The organism is Sporosarcina sp. P20a, from assembly GCF_002743175.1.
GTDB lineage: Bacteria > Bacillota > Bacilli > Bacillales_A > Planococcaceae > Sporosarcina.
On the sequence record NZ_PDYT01000001.1, the window covers coordinates 602,676 to 626,898 of the forward strand.

Below are 24,223 nucleotides of genomic sequence, written 5' to 3' on the forward strand. Positions count from 1 at the left end.
AGTTGAACTGTACGGCTTTTTTTGCCTGAGTCGCTTACGTCTGCCACTTTTTTACCGCAAAGGCATATAGATAATTCTGTCAACTCATGATATACTACTTGAAACTTACGGTTTATCGGGGGGACAATTTTTGATCAATTACGATTTACTGTTGAATGACACGAACTACGAACTAATCCACCATCAATCGATTGCAAATAAAATTGATCGATTCCAAGTGATCATCATTCATGAACGCCAACCCAACTTTTTTGATTATAATTATTTACTGAACTTTCCATCTGAAAATGTACGGAAAAAAGTGGATGCCAATCGCATTTTCCCAAGAGTGAAAAATGAAACTTTCGTCGTCCGTCAGCAACATTACGAAGAAAACGTGGACTTGTTTTATAAAATGCGTGTAGATGCGAGACGCGAACTGCTAGCAAAAGCTACAGAATTCATGATTGCTAAATTTTTCAGCACCTATGAAAGTCATCTTGCACCGTTACTTGCGAATAAGCCGACACTCAAATGGGAGATTATCAATAAATTACATGATAAATACGATAAGATGCTACGGGCACATGTCGGACTTAATGATGAGAATTCTTGGAATGTATTCAGCACATGGTACCGAACCTATTTGAAGAATCATACTGTCAACGAGTTAATCGTAAAACATGGTTATGATACGCTGAACACTCTTGATAAAGAAGAGTTGAATGCATTATTTCTCGAAAAAATGAGCACTAGTTTTGCTTCTAATGACAGTTTCCTGAATACATTTACCACTGACGTCAACGCTTATTTTGAAAAAATGGTTTCCGAAATACTTGCAGCGTTTGAATCGGAAAAAAACTCCATGGGACAGATCAATGAATTACTTGGAGTCAGCGCGCAATTTTCCGTACATCAGCCGATTGAAGCCACAGTAAAAACGAATAATCTTGTCGTCATGAGTAATGCTGTGTATCAATTCATTACAGAAGCGATTTCTAACCAGAAATTCGATTGCGAGCCGGATCAATGGCCGCGAGCAACCATTCATGGCACTAGATTAGCGGGTTCTTTGCAATTGCTTCCAAACGAAAATGATCGAACAACGAGCCAGATGAGTTTACTGCATGACTATGCCCACGCTTTATCCGAAGTCGATGTAGATGTACTGGATTCTCTATGTCATTTGTATTTGGCCCAATCCCCGCAGGCGGACGCCCGAGTAGAACTTCGATTTGATGATCTATTGACAATCCGTGGACTGAAAACGAAACTCGGAGGGACCGGACGGCGAGGTGGCTACGAAAAAGAACAACGCACTCAAGTTGTGAAAGCGCTTTCCATCATACAATCACTATGGGTAGAACTCGATAGCGTAGTAGTTTACGAACAAGGTAAACCCGTTAACAAGAAGATGCAAGGGCGCGCGTTTCTTTTCACAAATGAAGACGGTAGTCCATGCCGATTTACCGAAAATTCACCGCCTGAACGTTTATATATCATACTCGGAGAAGTATTTGACCATTTCTTACAAGGCTCTGCAAGACAAGTGAAATTATTGCCGAATCAAGCGATCGAACTGAATCCGTACCAGCGTAAATGGGAGAAAAAACTCATTCGCTATATTAGCTGGCGCTGGCGTACACAAGCACGCAAAGCAAGTTATTTGCAGCCGCATAAAATCAGCACACTGCTAGAAAAAATAGGTATACAAGCGGACTCACAGGCTCCGTCACGCATTCGCGACCGTCTGGAGAAAGCGCTAGATCTACTCGAAGAAGAAGGCGTCATTACATTTTGGCAGTACAATCAATGGAACGAAGATAGTATGTCGAAAAAAGGATGGCTACGCGTCTGGTTAGATGCTACGATCATCATCGCGCCACCTGACGAGATTGTGAGCTATTACGAGCCGATTGAGAGAAAGAAATCCATCAAGGCGACAACCAACTTCTCCTTAGTACAACCTAAAGAAAAAATCTGCAAGAATATTGGCAGTGATTTTAAGGAATGCCGCATCAATCGGGGTTTAACACTGAAACAAGTATCCGACGAATTAAATATTTCAACATCCTATATAAGCAATATTGAACGAGGCGGAGCATTGCCGTCACAAGCTGTCTATAAAAAGATGAAGGATTGGTTAAACTAAACCCGCATGATTTAATACGCCTTGACTTAAAATAATATCTAAATAAAAATATATATCTTTAAAAATAAAAAAAGCGAACATACGGACGCTATACTAGGGTATACTAAGCAAAGCTCATATTTTGTCGAGCTTTGCTTTTTTATCGATGAAAGCAATAACTAAAGGATACTAAATTCTTAAGAAACCTGGTTCCAAATAATCCTTGTTAGTTCACTATTATTCGCGCCGGATAAATGGGGACGCAATAAATACCCCACGTATAGCAATTAAGGGGGAGAGCGAAAAGAGCAACAGTCAAATCATACTTGAAGCGATTTAAAATGAGAGATCAGGAGCGATATATTTACATTCGTGATTTTAATTGGTCTATATAAAGGTGAAATAACGAGTGAAAGGTTTGCTGCGCCACACTGACAAGGTGTATGTAAGACAGATTTCCTTAATTTGAGGATTAAAGATTCATAAATAGAGCAGCAAAAATAAAATACGAACATACAAGCGTTAAAAGTGATAGACTAAGAACTGTCTATATGTATCGGAAAGTCTATATGCTATATGTAATCTTATTGAACATGGTTCCAAATAATCCTTCTTTATATAATATTCCTCGCATCATGCTACCCATTAAACATTGACTATCCCACGTAAAGTAATCAAGGAGAGGACCTCCAAGTACATAAACAAACAGATGATAAGAAGTTCAATCAATTGCAAGGGAAAGGGTGGTCAAACAGTTGACGATAGGACAATCGCCAAGATAGTACGTGTCAAAAAACTTTAAAAGCAATACGTGACTAACGAAATCAACACGGAGTTAAAGAGGGCCTATAAATGACTGGTTAAATTAAGCTAAGCTAATGAGATGGATGATCAAGATAAAAAATGAAAAATAAAACGCAGCGCAATAACAAAGCATTGAATAGGTTTTTAAAAGAAAGTATTAAACAAACCTTTACATAACACTTAAGCATTATAAAGCTTGAAGTAAACGTGTTAAGTAATTATAATAAGCCTAGCGCATAAAAATCATTGAAAAAAGCGCTAATATCTCACTATCGCAAGTATACTTATAAGTGATACATTACTTCCTATAATTTATATTATGTTCGGGGCGTTCTACGATCTATACATATTCTATTCTCCATGTATCCTTCTCGCGCTAGCTTTCTAAGCGATTCTTATGATCTTTCGTTTTGATGTGCTTAACGTCGATATGTCCTACACTGTATTCAATGACGTCGTTAATGAATAGCTTATGTTCTTTTGCCAGCTGTTTAACGGATTCCAATAATTCTTTATCATACGTCGTTTTATATTGGATTCGATCTGTCGGACGTAAATTTTTATCATACTCAATAACTCCTGCAGCTAATACGTTCCACAATCCATTTTCCAATAAATAATTGCTGTATGTATCATGTTCTTCAGATAATTCTTCTAATTGCTCTAAAATCTCTTGACTGATATTCGTACGAAATTTAATCCGCGTTTCATCTGTCGTTTGAATCATTTTTCCATTCACTAATTTCCACATCGTCAATTCCTCCTTAGTAATCAAAAACTCGCAAATAGTATATTCACGAGTTAATTTTTCGTAATCGATTCGTTTGTTGTAATGCTTGGATATCCGCAGAACCTGTTGCAAACATTGCCATACGCAATTCTAGTTCACGGACTTCCATTGTTTGGAAAACGCTTTCAGACGATATAGTTGCTTCTTCTAAAATCGCTCGACCAAAGCCGACAAAATCTGCACCTAGCGCGATACATTTTGCAGCGTCTACACCAGTATGAATTCCACCGCTTGCTACCAATAATTTTTTGTCCATATGAGGCTTAACTAGCCGTAGTGAATCTGCTGTTCGAATTCCCCATTCGCTAAATGCTGCCGCTGCTTGCTGTTTGATCGGTGTAGTGCGGAATTTTTCTACTTGACTCCAAGACGTCCCTCCTGCACCGGCTACATCAATGAATGCCACGCCGATATCTAAGAGTTTCTTAGCCGTTTGATCATCAATTCCCCATCCAACTTCTTTAATGCCAACAGGAACTGTTAATTCATTGCATAATTTCTCGATTTTACATAATAAATTACTGAAATTCGTATTCCCTTCAGGTTGAATGACTTCCTGTAATACATTGATGTGCAAAACTAACGCATCTGCGTCGGTATACTCGATGATTTGACGGCATTCATCGGAAGAAAACCCATAATTCAACTGCACCGCGCCTAAATTTGCGATAATGGGGGCCGTTGGGGCGTATTTTCGTAATGCAAATGAAGGTCGGAATGCTTTACTCTCTATTAAAGCGCGTGTCGAACCTAATGCCAATGCCCAGCCTCTTTGTTCCGCGGCAAGAGCTAGATTCCGGTTAATCGTTTCCGCAAAATCCGCACCCCCTGTCATCGAACTCACTAAAAAAGGTGTTTTGCATGATTTATTTAGAAAGTTTTGCTCCAAATTGATTTCGTCAAATGATAATTCTGGTAAGGCATTATGTAGAAAATCATACTGCTCCAAACCTGTCGTAATCGCATTTCCCGTCACATGTTCATCCAGCACGATTTGAATATGCTGTGCTTTCCGGTCATTCAGTTGCTTGCCCATGATTTTAGCTCCTATCTACTCGTAAACCCGTTACTGTATTTGTCGGTTACTATGAATTATAGCTGTTCTATTTGGATTACACAAAATATAAAAAAGCTCTGATATGAAATCGGAGCTTTGGACGTTTTAATACGTTGAAACTACATATCTTTTCCACTTTTCATCCGTTATTTGTCCTTGATCGAGGAAAATAATGCGATCACCGAGGCGTTCTGCTTCGTCGAGATTATGTGTCACAATAATGAATGGAATTTTCCACATGTCATGTAAACGTAAAAGTTCGTCTTGACACTGTTTTCGCGTTTCTGTATCGAGAGCTGATAACGGTTCATCCAGCAATAACACGGAAGGCTGTGTGGCAAGTGCCCTAGCGAGTGCTACACGTTGTTTTTCTCCGCCTGAAATCTGATGGGGATACTTCTGCAGTAAATGCTCAATCCTCAGTACTTGAAGCAACTGGTGAATCATTTCATTACTTTCTTTTCGCTCATTCTTTTTCACACCAAACCAAATATTCTTCTCCACCGTCATATGCGGAAATAATGCATAGTCTTGGAATAAGTAACCGATTTGACGATCACGAGCAGGCAACGGTTTTTCATCGGTTTCAAAGAATGTACGTTCATTCGATAGAATCTGGCCGTGATCTGGGTGTACGAGTCCTGCAATACAGTTCAAAATCGTCGTTTTACCAGAGCCGGATGGACCGACTAGCACCATGATTTCATTGCACATTTCAAAATGAATGTTCATCTCAAAGTGCGCGAGTTGTGTATTGATATCCACATGCAGCATGTCAAATCCCCCTTATACTCAAGATTTCGTAAAACGCCTAATATTGCGCTTGCTCCACCAGTTCACCCATAAAATTAAACTAAATCCGAATGTAATGATCATGACAACCCAAAACGTCGCTTTTTCCATCTGTCCCGACTCCACCGCAAAATAAATCGCCATTGGAATCGTATCAGTTTTACCTGGTATGTATCCTGCAAGCATTAAAGTCGCACCGAATTCGCCAAGACCTCTTGCGAATGAAAGCACCAATCCTGCGAGTAACCCTGGCCAAGCAAGTGGGAATACGACTGACCAGAACACGCGCCATTCCGAAGCGCCCATCGTACGCGCCGCATTCGATAATCGTTCATCGAGACTTTCAAATGCGGCCGCTGCGCTTTGATACATTAAAGGAAATGATACGACAATCGAAGCAATCACAGCACCGATCCACGTAAAGACAATTTGGAAATCGAACCATTCAAGCAACCAACTGCCGATCCAGCCCTTTTTGCCGAATAAAATGAGTAAACCGAAACCGACAACGGTGGGTGGTAATACTAGAGGCAATAAAAACAATGCTTCCAATATGCTTTTGCCGAAAAAATCACGCTTCGAAAGAAAATACGCAATGAATACCCCTGCTACAAAAACAAAGAAAGTGGAGATAGCAGCTACTTTCAAAGATAATAATAAAGGTGAATAATCCATATCCAGCAAGCCTTCTCCCCCTTTCCTTTACTTAAATCCGAACTTCTGCAACGTTTCTTTTCCTTCGTTGCCAGTCAAATAATTAAGAAATTGCTGTGCTGCTTCCTGATGCTTAGACTCAGCCACGACAGCGCCCGGATACACAATCGGCTCATGCCAGTCTGCTTCAGCTTCTGCCAATACTTTTACATCATCCGAAATAAATGCATCACTGGAATACACGACACCGTAATCTACGTTACCCATTTCCACATGTGTCAGCACTTGACGTACGTCTGAACCAAGAACTAATTTGTCTTGCAAAGGTTCCCAGAGTTTCAAGCTTTCAAATGTCTCTTTCGTATAGCGACCAACCGGCACCGATTCCGGCTCACCAACTGCTAAATGATCGATTGCCTCTGGATCCACGTCTTCAAATGAAGAAATCGTACTATCGGAATCATTATGTGTAATTAATACGAGTGCATTTTCAGTGAAATCTTTTCTTGATTCATTAACGATTAAACTTTTATCTTCCATATTATTCATGTCTATTGAACTAGCAGATAAGAATACGTCGGACGGTGCGCCATTTTCAATAGTAGTTGCCAATTTACCCGAGCTTCCGAAGTTGTATGTCACCGTAATGCCTTCATGTGCATCTTCAAAAGGTCCTTTTAACTCTTCTAATGCATCCGTCAAACTGGCCGCAGCGGAAACTACTAGTTCAGTCTCAGGTTTCTCCTGATCTACTGCGCTTGTTTTCTCCGTTTCATTCGTATCTGAACATCCTACCAGAAAAATCGCTAGTGGAATGAACAAAATGATAAATGAAAATCGTTTCATTAAATAATCCCCCTATTCCTCAACCTCTTATAACTAGATATGCCCAAACATAACTAGTTATATCTAGAATCATCATATTATGCTTAATAAAGCTTGTCAATTTTGCAATTACCGATGAGATGTTGGAAGATAGAAGTACTATTCTTGGAGGGTTGAGACATGACAAATCTAGAAAATGATATTTCTTATACGACCGAAGAAATTGCCCAATTATTGAAAGTGTCGAAATTAACGGTGTATGACATCATTAAAAAGGGTGAAATCCGTGCCTATCGCGTGGGACGTCAAATGCGTGTCGATGCCGTAGATTTAACAGCGTATAAAGAACGACTAAAAAGCGGTGGCGAATCAGAGCCCGAACACTCGAGTTCGATGATTCCACACGTCACTGCGTCGGAATCCGTGACAGACAACCAAATCATCATTAGCGGACAGGATTTAAGCCTGGATATCATAGCCAGTCACATAGAAGAATCGGGACTCTTTCGTCCGTTGCGTTCATTCTCCGGCAGTTTGAACAGCTTAATCAAGATGTATCAAGGCCAAGCCGACATCGTCAGTACGCATTTATTTGACGGAGAAACCGGTGAATACAATCTACCATATATTAAACGGCTACTTACCGGGCGCTCTTATATGGTCATCCACTTGCTTGGCAGGAAAGCCGGGCTATATGTACAAAAGAATAATCCAAAGCAACTACAGAACTGGACAGACCTGGGACAACAGGGTATCCGTCTTGTGAACCGCGAGAAAGGCTCAGGAGCTCGTGTTTTACTGGATGAGCAACTACATCTCGCAGGAATTCCAAGCCCTTCTATCATAGGTTACGACGACGAGGAGCTAAATCATATGGCCATCGCGTCGCGCATTTCTTCAGGTCATGCAGATGTAGGTGTCGGCATCGAAAAAACCGCCCGACTGATTGACGTGGACTTCATTCCCTTGATTCAGGAACAGTATGATTTAGTGCTGATCAAAACAGCTGAAAATAAAAAGCTGCGCGAACTCATAGTAGAGACACTGAACTCCGCTTCGTTCAAAGAGCAACTAGCTGCGATTGGTGGCTATGACTTAACGAAAACTGGGACTATTTTGTATGAAACGGTATAGGAGAAGGCGCGGTTGATCGAATTTATACAACTAGTGAAAGCCAGCGCGGGTTTCGCTCATTCATTCGTATAAGCGCTCATAGTTCATGCGTATCCGCTCTATGTTCATCGCGAACCGCTCTATCACTGTCCGTAACCGCTCATACTTTTCATTAAGCGCTCTATCTAGACCTGTATCCGCTCATTAGCCTCCAAGTCTCTAAATTTTTGAACTTAAAAATCTCAAATATTAATATATCTAGCATTAATTTCAATGAAACCCCAAACTATTCACCTATCCACACTCCCAAAACAACTCCATAAAAAAAGTAACCCACCTTAAAATAAGGCGGGTTACTCTCTATCATTGTCATAATACTCTTCAATTGAATCTGTTTCATAATACATTTCTTCTTGCGTCTCAAAGCGATTATATCGCAAGGTGAACAAATAAAATACATGAGTCGCGACCACTTTCAGCAGCGCATATGCCGGAATCCCGAGAATCACTCCAGCGACGCCAAATAGCGAGCCGGCTGTCAATAAGACGAAGATAATCGTAATCGGGTGAATATGCAGCGACTTCCCCATGATCTGAGGCGAAATAAATTTACCTTCAACCACTTGCACAATCGTCCACACAATAGCTAGCTTTACGAGCATGAATGGTGATGTGACCATCGCAATAATAGCAGCCGGCGTGATCGCAATCACGGGACCGAGATACGGAACGATACTCGTGAACATCGCAAGTACCCCGAGCAGTAACGCATACTTCATTTTAATAATTAGGAAGCCAATCGATACCATAATTCCAATCGCAATGGCAACTAAAATCTGCCCTTGAATATACGCACTTATTTGTCTATCCGCATCGCGGAAAATAATGGATGCTCCGTCACGCATACGTGGTGGTAACATACGTAAAATCATTTGTGGTAACTTCTCGCCGTCTTTTAGTAAATAAAACAGAATAAGCGGGACAGTCACAATGCTTAAGATAATTCCAGTAAGCGCGGAAACGAATGAAGTTACGCCCGATGCGATACCGCCGATTGTCTCCGTGAAGAATTTGCCAATACTTTCAAAACCGGAATCGAGAAACGTGTTGACGTTAAAGTTGAACCCTTCATAGACCGGGGCAAATATAGAGTTTCGGAAAAAGTTATCCGTGTCCAAAATCAACTGTTTGAAATATGAAGGAAATTCATCAAATAAATTGATCGTCTGCAAACGCAGGAACGGTAATACTAAGAAAATCACTAATGTTAGTAAACCAGCAGTTGCCAATAAGATGATCAAAATCCCATAGACGCGTGGTATACGTAAACGTTCTTCCAAAAAACGAAGAATTGGACGCATTAAGTAATATAAAATGGTCGCGAGTACTACCGGTAAAACGACCGTGGAGAAAAATACTTGAATCGGATAGAAAATAAATGAAACTTGAGTGAAGACCAAGATGATCAATCCAATGAACAATAAACAAAGCAGTACAAACAATGTAGATTGACCACCGAGAAATCCGACAATTGGTGACGTCGAAGGAATAGACCAGAAATCTCGTAAAGAAGACTTTTTTGGTGGCTGCCTCAACGTTTCACTCCCCCTTTATTTGATCCGTTACGGTGCTGCTAAAAATGAACGGATCGCTTCTCTGTTTTTATCTAAATCAATATCAATTACAGATCCTGCATGGCTGTATGAGGTAAAGGAATAACTGTCCTCGACTGGAATACGTAATGTCTGCAAATCTAGTTTACGTTTTGCGATAACTGTCAGTACTTTAGTTAGCTCGTCCTTCGTTGTGAGATCTGTTTCAATGAAGTTATCGAGTGCGCCCGCTACTTTTGGAGCTTGTAAAACAGTCGATACACTAAATAGCTCGTCCTTCACTGCTTGAATCACTTCCTGTTGGCGATTGACTCGTCCAAAGTCGCCTTCATCATCTGCGCGGAATCGTGCATAGCCGAGTAGTTCTTTACCGTTCAACTTTTGTACGCCTGGTTTTAGCGTCACACCAATTTTCTCAGACATTTCATTCTTCACATTCATTTCTAGACCTTTTGGAAACGCAATATCCATAATCGATTCGAAATTATCGAAATCGACGACTGCATAGTGATGAATCGGAATATTGAACATCCCCGAAATCGTTTCTTTCGCAGTTTGGACTCCGCCTAAGTAGTATGCGGTATTCAGTTTGTACGATTGGTACCCTGGAATTTGTGCATAAATATCTCGCATGAATGAAATCAAATGCGCGGTTCCAGCGGTTTGATCCCAGGATAGCACCATCATCGTATCGGTGCGATATTTTCCAGTGCCATCATTGTCGATGCCGAGCAATAAATAATTTTCCGTCGTTGGATCTTGTGGACTCAGCAAATCACCTTGAAACTCTCCTGGATCAATCTTACTACCTGCCGTCATGGCCTTGCCTTGTTTATATTGAAAGTAACTGTAAGCTGATATCGTTACCGTGAATAGCAATAGTACTGTCATAAAAACTCTGCCAACGCGTAATTTTCGCTTCTTTTTTCTGCGATGCGGCTGTTGTTCTTCGAAGTGTTCGTCCATTTGGCATTCATTCCTCCATTATCCGTGTGTATCCTGTTAATCAGGACGTTTCTGTTCACAAGGGGTTGCGTCCAGTCACGAGCTTTGCTTGGCGGATCGACCTATTAGCAACGCTAGCACTAGCATAACCACAAATAAAACAAGAAATACGAACAATGTCACGTAATGATTTTCAGTGTAGTCATATAAGGAAGCAATGAGTAACGGCAAAATCCCACCGATGATAAATCCGCCTGTCTGCATCATTGCAGTCCATGAATTCGTTTCTTCGGCAGTATCGGTCGCGTCCATCGGCATCAGCAAGCAGATCGGGAATAATCCACCGAGCGGAATTCCCATGACGAGAACACCCACAGCAAACCACAGCGTATCTGCTGTCCACATTAACCCGATCGAGACAATACCGAGTGCAAGAATACCGACAAGTGCCGGCGTTCTGCTAGTAAACTTCTGTAAAACAATAGGAAAGCCGATATTCATAAAAATCTGCACAATCGTCATTCCACTGAGCAATGTCCCTGCTTGTAGAAGCGTCATGCCGTTCGATACCGCAATGGGAACGAGATAAGTCAAAACAGAAAAGAATAATGCGGTCTGTAAACCAAAGAAGATCAGGAAGCTCCATGCTTGTTTACTGCGCCAAGGATTCTTCCCCTTTTGCACAGGCTGCTCCGTCACTTGCTTTACCTGGATCGGATGCGCAGCGGTGATAGCCCACGCCAGGATGCCAAGAACCGCAATGCCAGCCCAAACCGCAAGTGCGAATGAATAGGAATGGGCTTTTTCATAAAAGACACCTGTCAATCCTGTACTCAGTGTCGCCCCCATACCCATACCGAATGAATAAATTCCGACGACTACAGCAACGTGCATCGGAAAGTATTGTTTGATCAGGGCGGATAATAACGGTCCAATGACAGCAATCGCCACACCTGCAATAAAAGCTGTCAATAATAAAATACTGAACGAAGTGACAGCAAAGCGCATGCCCGTTGCTACAGCAAGTAACACCAACATCAAGTACATCGTTTTATTCAAGCCGATTGCTTTATTCAGTATCGGTGCCAGCATCGCGAAGACACCCATGCAGATCACCGGAATAACGGTCAGGAGACTGACTTGCGTGTTCGACAACAACAGATCATCACGTATGATGTCTAGCATCGGCCCAATGGATGTAATCGCCGGGCGTAAGTTGAGCGCGACTATGAAAATCGCAAATAATAGTAGACCTTGAGTTGTTTTAGAGCGCAATACAATGACTCCTTTTAGATATAATACATATATAACATCTATCTTCATTATATCGTAAATCAAAATTGTAAACAGTACTAGTTCAAACATTCCATTTCACGTAATTTTAATGTATACTAGGAACATTGTGAAATTAGGAGGATATTATTTATGTTAGCAGTTAGTAATTTAAGTCTTCGCTTCGGCGATCGCAAGCTATTCGAAGACGTCAATATACAATTCAATCCAGGCAATTGCTATGGATTAATTGGAGCGAATGGCGCTGGTAAATCAACATTTGTTAAAATTGTGTCAGGTGAACTTGAACCCCAAACAGGTAATGTTATTCTTGGAAAAGACGAGCGTATGGCTGTCTTGAAACAGAACCACTTTGAATACGAAGAATTTGAAGTAATGGATCTTGTCATCATGGGCCATAAAGAGCTGTATGAAGTGATGAAAGAAAAAGACGCTATTTATATGAAGGAAGATTTCTCTGATGAAGACGGCATGCGTGCAGCTGAACTCGAAGGCGAATTCGCAGATATGAATGGATGGGAAGCAGAATCTGAAGCTTCTGTTCTCCTTCAAGGTCTAGGCGTTCCTGAAAGTATGCACCATTCCAAAATGGCGGAACTTGATGGTTCGAATAAAGTAAAAGTATTGCTTGCACAAGCATTGTTCGGCAAGCCAGACGTACTATTACTCGATGAGCCGACAAACAACTTGGACACAAAAGCCATTCGTTGGTTGGAAGAATTCTTGATCAACTTCCAAAACACAGTCATCGTAGTTTCCCATGACCGTTACTTCTTGAACAAAGTATGTACGCACATCGCGGATCTAGATTTCAGTAAAATTCAGATCTACGCTGGTAACTACGACTTCTGGTATGAGTCTAGCCAATTGGCATTGAAACTATCTCAAGAGTCAAACAAGAAAAAAGAAGAAAAAGTTCAGGAATTACAAGCGTTTATCGCTCGTTTTAGTGCCAACGCTTCAAAATCTAAACAAGCTACTTCCCGTAAGAAGACATTGGAAAAAATTGAGTTGGATGACATCAAACCATCTTCTCGTCGTTATCCATTCGTCAACTTTACAATGGGCCGTGAAATCGGTAATGATGTAGTATCTGTTAAAGACGTTACCAAAACAGTAGATGGCAAAACGATGATCAAAGATGCGTCATTCTCACTTGATAAAGAGGATAAAATTGTGTTGATCGGTAACCCGCTTGCGAAATCGGCGTTACTTGATATGTTGGATGGAATAATCGAGCCAGATTCAGGTGCAATCAAATGGGGCGTAACAACAACAAAAGCTTACTTCCCTATGGATAACTCCGAATATTTCGAAGGAGACGAAGAAACGCTAGTTGAGTGGTTGCGTCAATATTCTCCTGAAGATGAAACGGAAACATTCTTGCGTGGATTCCTTGGACGTATGTTGTTCTCAGGTGAAGAAGTTAAGAAAAGCCCTAGTGTGTTATCAGGTGGAGAAAAAGTTCGTTGTATGCTATCGAAAATGATGCTAACAAGCGCAAACGTCTTACTGTTTGACGAGCCGACAAACCACTTGGACTTGGAGTCTATCCAAGCACTTAACAATGGTTTAATCGCGTTCAAAGGCGCTATGATCTTCACATCTCATGACCATCAGTTCATCCAGACAATTGCTAATCGTGTAATCGAAATCAATGACGATGGAACAATCTTTGATAAGTCGATGTCATATGACGAGTACTTGGAATGGAAAGGTCAGAAAGCTTAATTGATATTTACTATAGAGACTCCCCTAGAAGATTTTACTTCTAGGGGAGTTTTTTGAGATTAGTGTTACTTGGTGATAACCTTAAGTGACGTATAAGAACCGTCGATTGACTGTAATCGCAATCTTCAGCGGCTAAAAAACAGCCGAAACCGCATCGCTTTTTATTATCTCTTTTGCGAATAATTGTCTTGCAGTGCTCTATTAAGTAATGAGATGGATCGATCAATCTCAAACTTTATCGTATCTTTGTAAGCTTTTACCTTCTCCTTATCACCAATACGGTAGATGTAAAGTGTCTGCATCTCTGTCCCCTGCTTATGCATTGGATGTCTGACGATTAGACCATCGTTGAGTAAATCATGTAGAGACTTGTATACTTCAGACTTAGTCGGACGATACCCAAGGTCTCTAAAATGATCTAGAAGGTCATCTAATATTTGTAAGCCATACAAGTTCCCTTCTTCTGCCTTGTTGAGCATATAAAGCTTTAAAAAGGCTCTCTGGCGAATTACAAATGTACTTTTCATTGTTCTTCCCCTCCTTGATTGCTGTACGTGCATTATGTATAGTATACCAAATAATGAGACGCGAGGATTAAAGTAGTAAACAGGGATTATTTGGAACCAGGTTTCGTTAGAACTATATAATATGTTTATAGATGGATTTGTTTGGATACTCGTGAATAAATCATATACTTTGAGACTTTTTATAATAAAAATAGAGATCTTTACTAAAATTTTCTGGTTAGAAATCGAATTAAATGTACAAGATGTTTTGAGTGTCCAATCGAAAGTATCGAAGCGATTTACGGAGCGTTTGCACTACCCTATTTATTATTCCCTATGAATAGCTTCCACTATTAAGGGAATAACAGAAAGTAAAAGGAGGTTTTTCATTTTGAAACGCAATCTATGGTTTCTGATGGCTGCACTGCTTCTCGTGCTCGCTGGATGCTCAAATAAGCCTGCTACGTCCATTGACGGTAAGACTGACTCTGCTAAGACAAACCAAGAAGGAACGAACGGTGACAAGTCAGAACAGCAAAATGATGGCAAGGATGCGAATCTGACCGATGTAGCCCTACTGGATTACTTTCTTCCAGATGGTTCAAGCGCGCATTATAAAGGCGTCGGGAATGAATTTGCTGAACTAGACATTACTGTAGCGAGGCCTGCACAAGACTATGTCGTAATTCACGAAAACAACGGTGGTGCATTCGTTCAAAAAGTGTATAAAGTCAATGGAGATGAAATTCAAGTATTACAGGAAGAACATATCGATTTGGATGCTGGCGTTCCACCGACCGAAGAACTAGAATCTATGAATCCAATTCGAACGTATTTGAAAGGTCCTATTGAAGTGGGTACAACATTTGACGACTGGAAGATTGTTGAGATGAATGCTTCTGTGGAAACGCCTTATCAGCAGTTCGAAGATGCGGTCGTAATTGAGCAAGTCGGAAAAGACTTCGTCAACAGGATCTATCTTGTGAAGGATTTTGGGGAAGTAAAACGTGAGTCGACGATGTCTATGGAAGGCGAAGAAGAATTTGTCGTTACATCTAGTCTAGAAACAGTGACACAACCTTGATTATCTGCAAATAAAAAGGCGCCACAATGGGCGCCTTTTCTAGTGGTTTAGATTTTAACAACGTTAGCTGCTTGTAGACCACGGTTACCTTCGACAACTTCAAATTCAACCTGCTGACCTTCGTCAAGAGATTTGAATCCGTCGCCTTGGATTGCTGAGAAGTGTACAAAGATGTCTTCTTCTCCGTCAACTTCGATAAAACCGAAGCCCTTTTCTGAGTTAAACCATTTCACTGTACCTTGTTTCATTCGATTACCTCCAAAAAAATATAAATACTTTAATACACGAACCTTAGCATACAAAAAAATTCACGTATTACAAAAGTTGCCGACGACGCCGATCCCTTTTGTAATAGGTGAATCACTTAGCATACGGTCGTTCGATTAATTTACTTACGTTTAGTATAACATATTGGGCTTCTTTGTCAATTAATTAAACACTTTTATACAGAATGTTCTTACGATATGTTTGGTTCCCCGTCTAACAACACGATGATGCCGTGATACAACTGCAAATCTCCTTCACAGCCTTCGCAATAGTGTTTTTCAGATGTGGACCAAAACGCGTGGAAGCATCCTTTACGTACTTCGTAATGCTCGAAATACGGTTCCATCTTCGCGATCACTTCTTTAATATATGATTCTGTGTCGATTTTATTTGTAAATGTTTTGGATGAGACACAGTAGTCTCTCCATTCCTCAAACATCCACCACGGCTCAAAGTCCGCCTTCATGTATACCACTTCATACATTCAGTAAGCACTCCTTTACCTTGCACTATGCAGGAATGATATTTATTCTAGCAAATTCAACTCGCTAATCAAAGTAAAGTGATTCATGTTGCGTAATATATGAGTTTTCGGCCATTTTCGGCTATAATTGAGGTAGGCTCCAGTAACCTTACTGTCTGCACGATAAATGAAACCTTTTCGCTGTTAATCCGTAAGTATTATATAGAGTCAGAATGGAAGGCGGCCTGAACCATCATGAATAATATTAAAAACTTCTTCACACGACATGTAATTATGGCTCCGACTAGTTTCCTGACATGGGCTATCCTAATTGGCGGTACTAGCATGAACTTTTTCCTAGGCTCTGCAATCGGGATTGCACTGTATGCAGGAGGCAACGTAGCTATTAAAGAGCTGCAGTTACGCTCCACACTTAAAAAATTCGGGATGGCTCGCTCTGAATATAAACATATTGAACAACAACTGAATGAATCTAAACGAAAGCTAAAACAGCTCGGAAATATGTACGGACAAGTCCGTTCAATCCAAGCATTCAGACAAGTGTACGATATGTCATCGATGGCTAGACGCATTATTAAGATCGTCCAGTCCAACCCGAGAAAATTCTATCAAGTCGAAAGCTTTTTTTATGCCCATCTTGATTCCGTCGTAGAATTAACATCGAAGTATAGCCTACTCGTTAACCAACCATTAAAAGACCAGGATATCAAGATCGCGTTACAACATACACGCGAGACATTATCCGATTTGAGTCTCGAAATGGAACAAGATTTACGTAACGCTGTATCAACTGATTTGGAACAACTTCGAATGGAAATTGATTACGTCGATATTACACTCAAGAGAAACAAACCGTTGCTCCAATCGAAAGGGGAACATTCTAATGACAGATAAAAACGTACTACAAGAAAAATCAGTGGATGATCTACTCGACAATCCATTCGATATGGATGCTAGCTTGCTACCAAAAGAGATGGAAAATTCGCTTGCGGACACAGCAGCACCTGCTAAATTGATTGACCGATTAACACCTGAAGAACAAGACAAAGCTAGACAATTGGCTTCACAGATTCCTGTTGGTAATTACGAAGCCGTCATTTCCTACGGCGCCAATGCACAAAATGAACTATCCAACTTCTCTCACAAAATGCTTGATCATGTACAAGGCAAAGATATCGGCCCTGTCGGTGAGGTACTGAATGAATTAATGGCGAAACTTTCCGAAATCGATACAGATGATCTTTCGGATAAAAAGAAATCAGGTCTTAGTCGTTTATTTAACAAAGCCACTCGCCCGATTAAAGAAATCATGACAAAATACGAAAAACTTGGCACACAAGTCGATAAAATAAGCGTTCAACTAGAGCATTCCAAACGAGGTTTAATGGAAGACGTCCGCATGCTGGACAATTTGTACGAACAAAACAAAACTTACTTCCAAGCATTGAATGTCTATATCGCAGCAGCTGAATTAAAGATTGATGAAATCAATAGTACGATCATTCCAGAACTGCATAAAAAAGCACAACAATCGGATGATCAAATGATGGTTCAAGAAGTCAATGATATGGCACAATTTGTGGATCGTTTAGAAAAACGTCTGTATGATTTGCAATTATCACGCCAGATCACGATTCAGAGTGCTCCACAGATTCGGATGATCCAACAAACGAACCAAACACTAGCTGAAAAGATCCAGGCTTCCATTATGACGGCGATTCCCCTTTGGAAGAACCAGATTGCGATCGCTTTGACACTCAACCGTCAGCAAAAGGCTGTGGAGTCACAGAAGCTCGTCACGAAGACAACGAACGATTTATTGCTTCGTAACTCCGAAATGTTGAAAGTGAATAGCATTGAGACAGCTAAAGAAAACGAAAAAGGTATTATTGAGATCGATACATTGAAAACAACACAAGAGAACTTGATCCAGACTATCGAAGAAACGTTGCTGATCCAAGCAGATGGCCGCGCGAAACGCAAAGCTGCCGAGACTGAGATCGCTAGAATGGAACAAGATCTGAAGACACGTTTACTCGCTGTATATGAAGAATCACAAAACCGTCCCTCATAAGAGAGACGGTTTTTTATGTGTTATTTCAAGATATAGGTCAAGACCGATAGAAAGGCTGTGGGCAATGAGCGGATACAGTCTACGATAGAGCGCTTGGCGTTGTCGTATGAGCGGGTACGGCATCTGATAGAGCGGTTGGTAGTGATCATAGAGCGGATACGCATGAACTATGAGCGCTTAGATGAATTATTGAGCGAAATGCGCATTGCCGCCCTCACCAGTTAATCACGTATAAAACTTCAAACGATAACAATTCCCGCCCTACCCATCCCAAACATAAAAAAGACGATCCAATTAAGAATCGTCTCTACACTTCCTACTATTTATTCACCTAGCAATCACTCAAAATACGTCTTATAAAAGCCGCCGACCTTGCCGGAATTGTCTACCACAAAGATAAACTCTTCCGTCTCATTCTTCACTTCATATGACTGCCCTACCGTTAGCATATTACTAACTGAAAATTTCGCTGCATCGGTATGCGTACACGTCACCGTCTTCAATGTAGGCTCATCTAACCATTGTAAATATGACATAAAATCTCTCCTTTCCTTAATAAAAACGACCCGCTGATTAGCGGGTCGCTTGGCTTGTGTTAATTAAGAACCTAGTAGAAGGTCTTCAGGGTTTTCAAGCAACTCTTTAACCATCTTCAAGAATCCTACTGAATCTTTACCATCAATTACACGGTGATCGTAAGAAAGTGCAACATACATCATCGGACGAATTTCGATATTGTCACCAATAGCTACTGGACGCTTCTGAATTGTATGCATACCTAAGATTCCTACTTGTGTACCGTTAAGGATTGGAGTAGACAATAGTGAACCGAATACTCCACCGTTTGTAATTGTGAATGAACCGCCTGTCATATCAGCCATTGTCAACTTGTTGTCGCGAGCTTTTTTCGCAAGTTCGCCGATAGATGCTTCGATTTCAGCAAAGCTCTTACGGTCTGCGTCTACTACGTTTGGTACAACTAGTCCGCCGTCAGTAGATACTGCGATACCGATATCGAAGTAATTCTTCAATAAGATTTCATCGCCATCGATTTCAGCGTTAACATATGGATATTTCTTCAATGCTGCAACTACTGCTTTCGTGAAGAATGACATGAAGCCTAGACGTACATCGTTTTGCTCGAAGAACTGGTCTTTTTTGCGTGAACGAAGTTCCATCATTTTTGACATATCAATTTCGTTGAATGTAGTCAACATTGCTGTTGATTGTCTTACTTCAAGCAAACGCTTAGCGATTGTTTGACGACGACGAGTCATTTTCTGACGCGTAATGCGGCCGTCATCCTTTGCTTCTGCTTTAGCAGCTAGTGCTGGTGCCGCTGCAGCTGGCGCTGGAGCGTTGTTGTGAGCAGATACGTCTTGTGCGCGTACGCGACCCATTGGATCAACAGGTGATACGTCTGCAAGATTGATACCTTTTTCACGAGCAAGCTTGCGTGCTGCTGGGCTTGCAATCGTGCGGTCTGAAGAAGATGTTTCTTCCGCTACAGCTGCTGCTGGAGCCGGAGTTGCTTCTTTTTGCGCTGGTGCTGCAGCTTCAGTTGCTTGTGGAGCTTGTTGTGCCGGTGCACCTGAACCTTCGCCTACAATCGCGATAACTTGGCCAACTTCAACTGTGTCGCCTTCTGCAGCCAATAGTTCAGACAAAACGCCTGCTTCTTCTGAAATAACTTCGACGTTTACTTTATCTGTTTCCAATTCAACGATGAATTCACCTTTATCCACGTTTTCACCGGGTTGTTTTAACCATTTTGCAATTGTACCTTCTGTAATTGATTCTGCTAGTTCAGGTACTCTGATCTCTGCCACAATAAATTCCTCCTCGTAGGTATACCGTTTTTAACGGTCAAGCTACTTTATATAAGTAGTTTTAAATTTAATTGTAAAGCTTCCTTACTCGTTATATCACTTTTTCAAAGCTTCTTCAATGATTCGATTTTGTTCTTTTTTATGAGAAGCTCCATCACCTTCAGAAGGACTTGAACGCTTAATACGTCCTACGTAAGAAATGTCCTTACCGTCAGCTAGTTTTTCTAGGAATGGATAAGCGAATGACCATGTCCCCATGTTCTTCGGCTCTTCCTGAACCCATACTAAATCTTTTGCTTTCGGGTAACGTGCAACAATTTCTTTAATTTTGTCAGATGGGAATGGATATAGCTGCTCTACACGTATTACGTGCAAGTAGTCGAATCCTTCGCCGTCTTTAATCTTCTCCGCTAGGTCGATTGCCATCTTCCCGCTTGCGAACAAAATCTTTTTGACTTTTTCAGGTTTTTTCCCTGTACCAGGTTGCTCAAGAACTGTCTTGAAGTGACCTTCCGTTAAGTCTTCAACATCCGCTCCAACTAGTGGGTGACGTAGTAATGACTTAGGTGTAGCAATAACTAACGGACGCTCTGCTTCACTGCCGAGAATTTTCGACTGACGACGCAATACGTGGAAGTAGTTTGCTGCACTGGAGATATTCGCAACTGTCCAGTTGTTTTCACCACAAAGCTGTAGGTAACGCTCAATACGAGAACTGGAGTGTTCTGGTCCTTGTCCTTCAAATGCGTGTGGCAACAATAGTACTAGGCCTGATTGTTGACCCCACTTCGAGTAACTTGAAGATACGAACTGGTCGAACATAACTTGTGCCATGTTTGAGAAGTCACCGTATTGCGCTTCCCAGATCGACATCGTTTTGTCTTCTTCTAAGTTATAACCGAATTCATATCCTACGATACCTGCTTCTGACAGTGGGCTGTTATACGCCACGAATGAAGCATTAGATCCGCTAATATGATGCAACGGAACAAGTTCTTCACCTGTTTTTTCATCATGTAATACTAAATGACGCTGTGCAAATGTACCACGTTGGATATCTTGTCCAGACATACGAATTGGCTTACCGTCTTGAATGATTGAACCGAATGCCAATTGTTCAGCATGTGCCCAGTCAATTTTCCCTTTACCTTTAAATGGCTCTAGGCGACGTTTTAAGATTTTATCCAATTTGTTGAAGACAGTGAATTCTTCTGGATACGTCAATAGCTCATCGTTCATTTGACGAAGACGATCTTCCGCTACCCCAGTTTCGAGATCACGTGGAAGTCCAGCTTGTACCACTTCAGGAGTTGCATTGGAAATTTCCGGCGCGTCTGCTGACTCTTCTTTTACATGGTCGTACGCTAGTTGCATCGTTGCGATTACCGACTTGTCCATTTCTTTAACCTCTTCGTCTGTTAGGAGCTTTTCCTCAACTAGACGCTGTCCGTAAATTTCACGAACTGTAGGGTGTTTATGGATTTCGTGGTACATCACTGGATTTGTCACTAGTGGCTCATCCATTTCGTTGTGTCCGTAACGACGGTAACCAATCAAGTCGATTAGTACATCTTTACCGAACGCCTGGCGATATTCAAATGCCAGTTTTGCAACAGCTAGTACCTCTTCTGGGTGATCTGCATTCACGTGGAATACAGGCACTTCATAGCCTTTTGCTGGATCGGATGCATAGTGTGTAGAACGGGAATCATAATATTCCGTCGTAAAGCCAATCGTGTTGTTGGCAATGACGTGAACCGATCCACCTGTTTGGAAACCGCGAACGCGTGAATAGTTGAATGATTCTGGAACGATACCTTGTCCAGGGAACGCTGCATCACCGTGTACTAAGATCGCGTATGCTTTATTTGTATCTTGTTGTGGAATACCTGGGTTGTCCGTGTTTTCTTGGGCAGCACGAGTCTGACCAGTAATTACAGGGTTTACTACTTCTAGGTGAGATGGGTTGTACGCAAGGAAGCGATTCATCCCAGACTTACCTTTATGAAGAGCACCCATATGGTATTTCACGTCACCGAACCAGCCGCGCGTTACTTCAAGAGATCCGTCTTTTGGTAAGAACGGTGAAGCAGGTACGCCTGCGAATTCTGCAAACATCATTTCGTATGGTTTGTTTAAGTTGTGCGTCAATACATTCAGACGTCCACGGTGAGCCATGCCAATTAGCACTTTTTCCATTTTCGCATCTTCGGAAAGACGCATTAATTCATCAATTAAGACGACTAATGTGTCCACACCTTCGATGGAGAAACGTTTTGCTCCTACGAATGTACGGTGAATGAATTTTTCAAAGCCTTCAATTTTCGTCAAACGCTCAAGAAGTTGTTTTTTCTCGTCTTCTTGCATTTTTGACTGTACGTCGCCGTTTTCAATTTTTGATTGAATCCAGTTACGTTCTGTTTCATCGATTAAGTGAGAGAATTCATATGCGATGGAGCCTGTATAAAGAGACTTCAAATAATTCATTGCATCTAATCCATTTTCAACTGTCGCTGGAACATTTTTTAAGAACAAAGTTGCTGGCAATCCGACCAGATCGCTTTCTGTCAATCCATGATATGACAGTTCAAGACGGGATGTATCTTTAGGTCGATCGTTTAATGGATAAATGTCTGCTGCAAGATGTCCATAAGAACGAATAGCTTCAAGTAAAGAATAAACGGCAAGAACTTTACGCAAATCCGTTTGGGAACCTTGCGCTATAACTGCCTCTTGACCTGACTCATCCATCTGAGGCGCACCAAAATTCCTGAATAGCTCTGCTAAATCAGGATCTACTGCATCTTGATCTGTTTTGAACAGATCGTACATTTCCATTACATACCCAAGGTTTGGACCCGAAAAATTAGCATACGGAGAACGATGGGAATCCACATTGTTCGACATGTAATATAACCTCCACATTTGCCTATCGGCGTGTTGTGTTTATTTTAACTACTTCTATACAATAATAGCACGCAAACCTTAGAACGGAAAGGGATTAATCCTAATATGCGTAGTTTTCTGCAAAGTACTTGGAAATATATTAAAAAATACTGAAAACTACGTCTCTTAGGCACTTCACGTACATTCTCATTTTTGGAACGATAAAATCAATTCTGCCATCTTTTCAGGTGTCTTCGGTTCTGTTGTCTTTTCAATATTCGACAGCAATCGATTTTTTTCCTTCACGAGTTTATCAAATTGTTCTGTAACAGACTGCACTTCGAATTGTTCTTCTTCTATTTGTAATGCCAATCCCTTAGAAGCGAAGTATTCTGCATTCAATATTTGATCACCACGGCTCTTTGACGCTGCAAGTGGAACGAGCAACATCGGCTTATGGATCGCAAGCAATTCGAAAATCGCATTCGACCCCGCACGCGAAACCGCATAATCAGCAGCTGCGAGTAAATCAGGCAATTCATCGGTAACATATTCATACTGTACGTACCCCGCCACTGAAAGACCATCCATCACATTCCCTTTACCACATAAATGAATGATCTGATACTTCTGTAGCAAGTCGGGTAATTCATTGCGCACCGCTTCATTCAACACGGCAGAGCCTTGACTACCTCCCATGATAATGAATACCGGCTTTTCAGAATTCAGACCCGTTCTGCACAATCCCTCTTCCGGATCGCCCATAAACAGCTCAGGACGAATGATTGGACCCGTGCACATAGATTTCGCTGCGGGCACGTACTGCAAAGTTTGTTCGAAGACCGTAAATATTTGCGACGAGAACGGCAATGCCAATTTATTCGCAAGACCTGGCGTGACGTCCGACTCGTGAACGACGACTGGCACATTCGCAAGCTTTGCCGCCATCACGACCGGTACCGAAACGAACCCACCTTTAGAAAAAATAATTTCCGGCTTTACTTTGCGAAGAATAGCGAGCGCTTGTAATGTCCCGGCACCCACACGGAACGGATCCGTGAAATTCTTCAACGAGAAATAACGCCGTAACTTTCCACTTTGAATCGCATGATAGACCACTTCGGGATGGCCTTCTGCGATCAATTCCTTTTCGATTCCTTCATGGGAACCAATATAATGCACACTATATCCTTTACCTAAAAATACGGGGATTAACGCTTGATTGACGGATACGTGTCCTGCTGTACCGCCACCTGTTAAAACGACTACCGGTTGTTTCATTCATTCCATCCTTCCCTATGCGTTGCCTACTATATTTCATGCTACACTAGTCAAAACGAAAAAAATTAGTAAAGGAAATCAAAAC

At 41.3% G+C, this 24,223-nt stretch carries 21 protein-coding genes; 6 read left to right on the forward strand and 15 right to left on the reverse strand.

Annotated features, from left to right (window positions below):
• The first annotated feature begins 130 nt into the window (after positions 1–130).
• Positions 131–2,131 carry a helix-turn-helix domain-containing protein gene (locus CSV72_RS03150; RefSeq protein ID WP_099677056.1) on the forward strand — a complete coding sequence of 667 codons (2,001 nt, stop codon included), beginning with the start codon at positions 131–133 and terminating at the stop codon, positions 2,129–2,131.
• A gap of 1,159 nt (positions 2,132–3,290) precedes the next feature.
• Here the strand turns inward: CSV72_RS03150 and CSV72_RS03155 are convergent.
• The 5 genes from CSV72_RS03155 to modA all read right to left on the reverse strand — a co-directional run bounded on the left by CSV72_RS03155 (position 3,291) and on the right by modA (position 7,053).
• Positions 3,291–3,665, reverse strand: a complete 375-nt coding sequence (locus CSV72_RS03155) for an rRNA methyltransferase (protein WP_099677057.1) — start codon at positions 3,663–3,665, stop codon at positions 3,291–3,293.
• 43 nt (positions 3,666–3,708) lie between these two features.
• Complete coding sequence (gene fni / locus CSV72_RS03160; RefSeq protein WP_099677058.1) at positions 3,709–4,740, reverse strand: type 2 isopentenyl-diphosphate Delta-isomerase; 1,032 nt, start codon at positions 4,738–4,740, stop codon at positions 3,709–3,711.
• Positions 4,741–4,866: 126 nt separating this feature from the next.
• Positions 4,867–5,535: a sulfate/molybdate ABC transporter ATP-binding protein gene (locus CSV72_RS03165; protein WP_099677059.1), complete on the reverse strand. Its 669-nt coding sequence runs from the start codon at positions 5,533–5,535 to the stop codon at positions 4,867–4,869.
• Positions 5,536–5,553: 18 nt separating this feature from the next.
• The gene (gene modB, locus CSV72_RS03170; RefSeq protein WP_369802874.1) at positions 5,554–6,228 is read right to left on the reverse strand and encodes a molybdate ABC transporter permease subunit; all 675 of its coding nucleotides are present in this window, start codon (positions 6,226–6,228) and stop codon (positions 5,554–5,556) included.
• 27 nt (positions 6,229–6,255) lie between these two features.
• A complete protein-coding gene (modA, locus tag CSV72_RS03175) occupies positions 6,256–7,053 on the reverse strand; it encodes a molybdate ABC transporter substrate-binding protein (protein ID WP_099677061.1) in 798 nt (265 codons plus the stop codon).
• 159 nt (positions 7,054–7,212) lie between these two features.
• Between modA and CSV72_RS03180 the strand changes: the two genes are divergently transcribed.
• Positions 7,213–8,166 (forward strand): substrate-binding domain-containing protein, encoded by a 954-nt coding sequence (locus CSV72_RS03180; RefSeq protein ID WP_099677062.1) that lies wholly within the window; start codon positions 7,213–7,215, stop codon positions 8,164–8,166.
• 332 nt (positions 8,167–8,498) lie between these two features.
• Here CSV72_RS03180 and CSV72_RS03185 read toward each other — a convergent pair whose 3' ends face one another.
• The 3 genes from CSV72_RS03185 to CSV72_RS03195 all read right to left on the reverse strand — a co-directional run bounded on the left by CSV72_RS03185 (position 8,499) and on the right by CSV72_RS03195 (position 11,978).
• Positions 8,499–9,740, reverse strand: a complete 1,242-nt coding sequence (locus CSV72_RS03185) for an AI-2E family transporter (protein ID WP_369802866.1) — start codon at positions 9,738–9,740, stop codon at positions 8,499–8,501.
• A 27-nt stretch (positions 9,741–9,767) separates the two neighbouring features.
• Positions 9,768–10,724 (reverse strand): LCP family protein, encoded by a 957-nt coding sequence (locus CSV72_RS03190; RefSeq protein ID WP_099677063.1) that lies wholly within the window; start codon positions 10,722–10,724, stop codon positions 9,768–9,770.
• Positions 10,725–10,799: 75 nt separating this feature from the next.
• Positions 10,800–11,978 carry an MFS transporter gene (locus CSV72_RS03195; protein WP_233191052.1) on the reverse strand — a complete coding sequence of 393 codons (1,179 nt, stop codon included), beginning with the start codon at positions 11,976–11,978 and terminating at the stop codon, positions 10,800–10,802.
• Between the two features lie 150 nt (positions 11,979–12,128).
• Between CSV72_RS03195 and CSV72_RS03200 the strand changes: the two genes are divergently transcribed.
• Complete coding sequence (locus CSV72_RS03200; protein ID WP_099677064.1) at positions 12,129–13,727, forward strand: ABC-F family ATP-binding cassette domain-containing protein; 1,599 nt, start codon at positions 12,129–12,131, stop codon at positions 13,725–13,727.
• A 164-nt stretch (positions 13,728–13,891) separates the two neighbouring features.
• Here the strand turns inward: CSV72_RS03200 and CSV72_RS03205 are convergent, their stop codons facing one another.
• On the reverse strand, positions 13,892–14,254 hold the full coding sequence (locus CSV72_RS03205) for a helix-turn-helix domain-containing protein (protein ID WP_099677065.1): 363 nt from the start codon (positions 14,252–14,254) through the stop codon (positions 13,892–13,894).
• 370 nt (positions 14,255–14,624) lie between these two features.
• Between CSV72_RS03205 and CSV72_RS03210 the strand changes: the two genes are divergently transcribed.
• Positions 14,625–15,317 (forward strand): hypothetical protein, encoded by a 693-nt coding sequence (locus CSV72_RS03210; protein ID WP_099677066.1) that lies wholly within the window; start codon positions 14,625–14,627, stop codon positions 15,315–15,317.
• Positions 15,318–15,364: 47 nt separating this feature from the next.
• Here CSV72_RS03210 and CSV72_RS03215 read toward each other — a convergent pair whose 3' ends face one another.
• The gene (locus tag CSV72_RS03215) at positions 15,365–15,565 is read right to left on the reverse strand and encodes a cold-shock protein (protein WP_085130730.1); all 201 of its coding nucleotides are present in this window, start codon (positions 15,563–15,565) and stop codon (positions 15,365–15,367) included.
• Between the two features lie 209 nt (positions 15,566–15,774).
• The gene (locus CSV72_RS03220; RefSeq protein WP_099677067.1) at positions 15,775–16,068 is read right to left on the reverse strand and encodes a DUF1033 family protein; all 294 of its coding nucleotides are present in this window, start codon (positions 16,066–16,068) and stop codon (positions 15,775–15,777) included.
• 234 nt (positions 16,069–16,302) lie between these two features.
• Here CSV72_RS03220 and CSV72_RS03225 point away from each other — a divergent pair, with 234 nt between their 5' ends.
• Positions 16,303–16,962 (forward strand): 5-bromo-4-chloroindolyl phosphate hydrolysis family protein, encoded by a 660-nt coding sequence (locus CSV72_RS03225; RefSeq protein ID WP_099677068.1) that lies wholly within the window; start codon positions 16,303–16,305, stop codon positions 16,960–16,962.
• The gene (locus CSV72_RS03230; protein WP_369802875.1) at positions 16,889–18,142 is read left to right on the forward strand and encodes a toxic anion resistance protein; all 1,254 of its coding nucleotides are present in this window, start codon (positions 16,889–16,891) and stop codon (positions 18,140–18,142) included. The genes CSV72_RS03225 and CSV72_RS03230 overlap by 74 nt, the downstream gene beginning before the upstream one ends.
• Positions 18,143–18,480: 338 nt before the next feature.
• On the opposite strand, the gene CSV72_RS03235 is transcribed toward CSV72_RS03230, so the two are convergent.
• The 4 genes from CSV72_RS03235 to CSV72_RS03250 all read right to left on the reverse strand — a co-directional run bounded on the left by CSV72_RS03235 (position 18,481) and on the right by CSV72_RS03250 (position 24,138).
• On the reverse strand, positions 18,481–18,678 hold the full coding sequence (locus tag CSV72_RS03235; protein ID WP_099677070.1) for a DUF6501 family protein: 198 nt from the start codon (positions 18,676–18,678) through the stop codon (positions 18,481–18,483).
• Positions 18,679–18,741: 63 nt separating this feature from the next.
• Positions 18,742–19,971: a 2-oxoglutarate dehydrogenase complex dihydrolipoyllysine-residue succinyltransferase gene (gene odhB, locus CSV72_RS03240; protein ID WP_099677071.1), complete on the reverse strand. Its 1,230-nt coding sequence runs from the start codon at positions 19,969–19,971 to the stop codon at positions 18,742–18,744.
• 96 nt (positions 19,972–20,067) lie between these two features.
• On the reverse strand, positions 20,068–22,878 hold the full coding sequence (locus CSV72_RS03245) for a 2-oxoglutarate dehydrogenase E1 component (RefSeq protein WP_099677072.1): 2,811 nt from the start codon (positions 22,876–22,878) through the stop codon (positions 20,068–20,070).
• A gap of 186 nt (positions 22,879–23,064) precedes the next feature.
• The gene (locus CSV72_RS03250) at positions 23,065–24,138 is read right to left on the reverse strand and encodes an undecaprenyldiphospho-muramoylpentapeptide beta-N-acetylglucosaminyltransferase (RefSeq protein WP_099677073.1); all 1,074 of its coding nucleotides are present in this window, start codon (positions 24,136–24,138) and stop codon (positions 23,065–23,067) included.
• Positions 24,139–24,223: the final 85 nt, after the last annotated feature.